3 protein-coding genes are annotated in these 2,494 nt (G+C 73.7%); all 3 read left to right on the top strand.

What is annotated here, in order from left to right:
* Positions 1 to 626 (top strand): phosphopantetheine-binding protein (locus ADL08_RS09390; protein ID WP_159043011.1); only part of this gene is annotated, 626 nt, incomplete at its 5' end.
* The gene (locus tag ADL08_RS09395) at positions 623 to 1,414 is read left to right on the top strand and encodes a thioesterase II family protein (protein WP_053641617.1); all 792 of its coding nucleotides are present in this window, start codon (positions 623 to 625) and stop codon (positions 1,412 to 1,414) included. The genes ADL08_RS09390 and ADL08_RS09395, both read left to right, overlap by 4 nt.
* 59 nt (positions 1,415 to 1,473) lie before the next feature.
* Positions 1,474 to 2,494, top strand: a 1,021-nt coding sequence (locus ADL08_RS09400; RefSeq protein ID WP_053641618.1) for a TauD/TfdA family dioxygenase, incomplete at its 3' end; no start/stop codon positions are given.

A 2,494-nucleotide genomic window follows, 5' to 3' on the forward strand; every position in this document is an offset into this window, starting at 1 on the left:
ACCAGATCAAGATACGGGGCTTCCGCGTCGAGCCGGGGGAGACCGAGGCCGCGCTCCTGACCCACCCCCGGGTCACCCAGGCCGTCGTCACCGTCCACCGCGACCGGCTCGCCGCGTACGTCGTCACCGACGGCGCAGCCCGCTCCGACGCCCGGCCCGACCTCCATCCCGAGGAGATCCGGCGGCACGTCGCCGACCGGCTTCCCGAGCACCTCGTCCCGACCCACCTCACGTTCCTGGAGCGGCTGCCCCTCACGCCGAACGGCAAGATCGACAAGCGCGCCCTTCCCGAGCCGGCCGTCGCCGCCGTCTCCGGCCGTGCCCCGCGCACGCCCCTCGAAGAGACCCTGCTCACCCTCTTCGTCCGCGTCCTCGACGCGCCCGCCGACCTCACCGTCGACGACGACTTCTTCCACCACGGCGGCCACTCCCTCCTGGGGGCCCGCCTCACCAACCACATCGCCGGTGCCCTGGACGTGCGGCTCACCGTCCGCGACGTCTTCCAGCACCCGACCCCCGCCCGGCTCGCCGCGCACGTCGAAACGCTCAGGGCCACCGCCGCCCCGGCGAAGAAGGCCCGGCCCGCCCTCCGCCGCCGTACCGAGACAGAACGGATCAGCTCATGACCTCCTTCCCGGACCCCACCCCCGCCCCCGAAGACGTCGTCTGGGACCTGCCCGGAGACGCCCCGCACCGCCTGTCGCTGCTCGTCCTGCCGCACGCGGGGGGCAACGCCCACGCGTACAGCACGTGGCGCGAGCACCTGCCGGCCGACGTCCGGCTGCTGATCGGCCAGTACCCGGGCCGGGGCGCCCGCTACAGCGAGGACCTGCCCGAGTCCGTGGACGACCTGGCGCTCCCCGTGGTCGACGCCCTCCCCGCGGACACCGGCCCCCTGGTGGTCCTCGGACACAGCATGGGCAGCCTGGTCGCCTTCGAGGTGACCCGGGCCCTCCAGGCCGGCGGCCGCACCCCGTACGGGCTGATCGCCTCCGCCTGCCGGGCGCCCGTCCTGCCCAACCAGTGCCCGGTCCACCCCGAGCGGCTGGACGACGACCAGCTCGTCGCCGCCATCAAGGAGCGCGGCGGCACCGACGACGGCATCCTGGACGACCCGGAGCTCCGCGAGATCGTCCTGCCGTCCATCCGCGCCGACTTCGCCATCGACGACGTCTACCGCTGCACCGCCCCGGACGTACGGCTCGACTGCCCGGTCGCGGTGTTCGGCGGCGACGCCGACCCGATCGTCCCGGCCGGCATGCTCGACGGCTGGTCCCTCGTGGCCGGGCACCCGGTCGAGCCCGAGGTGCTGCCCGGCGACCACTTCTACTTCCAGCAGGACCTGCCCGGCTTCTTCGCCCGGCTGAACCCGGTCCTCGACGCCCTGCGCGCCTCCGCGACCACGGCCGCCTGACCCGCGCCACCCGCCGACACCCACCGCACCCCCTTCCCCCGGAAGACGAGGAACCCGCCATGACCACGTTCGCCCCCAGCCCGGCCACCGCCGGCATCACCGTAGTCCGGGAGCCGGGCAAGCCGGCCGTCCTCCACACGCCCGCCTTCGGCACCATGGCCGAGGCCACCGCGTGGCTGTCCGACCGGCGCGCCGACATCCAGGCCGAGCTGCACCGCTCCGGCGCGGTCATGCTGCGCGGCCTGCCCGTCACCGACGCGGCGACCTTCGCCGAGGCGCGGGACGCGCTGATCGCCGAGCGCGCCGGCTACAAGGAGAAGGCCACCCCGCGCACCGACTTCGGCGAGGGCGTCTTCTCCTCCACCGACCTGCCCGCCGCCCAGCCGATCCGCCTGCACAACGAGAACAGCTACACCCTCGACTTCCCCGGCGTGCTGCTCTTCGGCTGCGTCACCGCCTCCGAGACCGGCGGCGCGACCACCGTCGGCGACATGCGGAAGGCCCTCGCCCTGCTCCCTTCCGACCTGGTGGACCGGTTCGCCGAGGCCGGCTGGCTCCTCGTGCGCAACTACTCCGACCTGGCGGGCATGCCCTGGCGCAAGGCGTTCTCGTCGGACGAGCCGGCGGGCGCCGAGGCGTACTGCGACGACCACGCCATCGGCTACGAATGGCTCGACGAGGACACCCTGCGCACCCGCCAGCGCCGGTCCGCGATCATCACCCACCCGGTCACCGGCGAACGCGTCTGGTTCAACCACTTCGCGTTCTGGAACGCCCGCAGCCTCGACGAGGACGTCCGCGAGGTCCTCACCGAGACGTTCGGCGAGGACGGCCTGCCCTTCCAGACCCTCCTGGGCGACGGCACCGCCCTCACCGACGCCGAGGTGGACGCCGTCAACGACGCCTACCAGGCCGTCACCGTGCGGGAGAGCTGGCGGTCCGGCGACCTGATGCTCGTCGACAACATCCTCTGCGCCCACGGCCGGGAGTCGTACACCGGGGACCGCAAGATCCTCGTCGCCATGGGCGAGCCGGTGCCGCTGTCCGACTGCTCCCCGACCACCGCCCCCTCCACCGCCC

Source organism: Streptomyces sp. NRRL F-6492 (assembly GCF_001280125.1).
Taxonomy (GTDB): Bacteria; Actinomycetota; Actinomycetes; order Streptomycetales; family Streptomycetaceae; genus Streptomyces.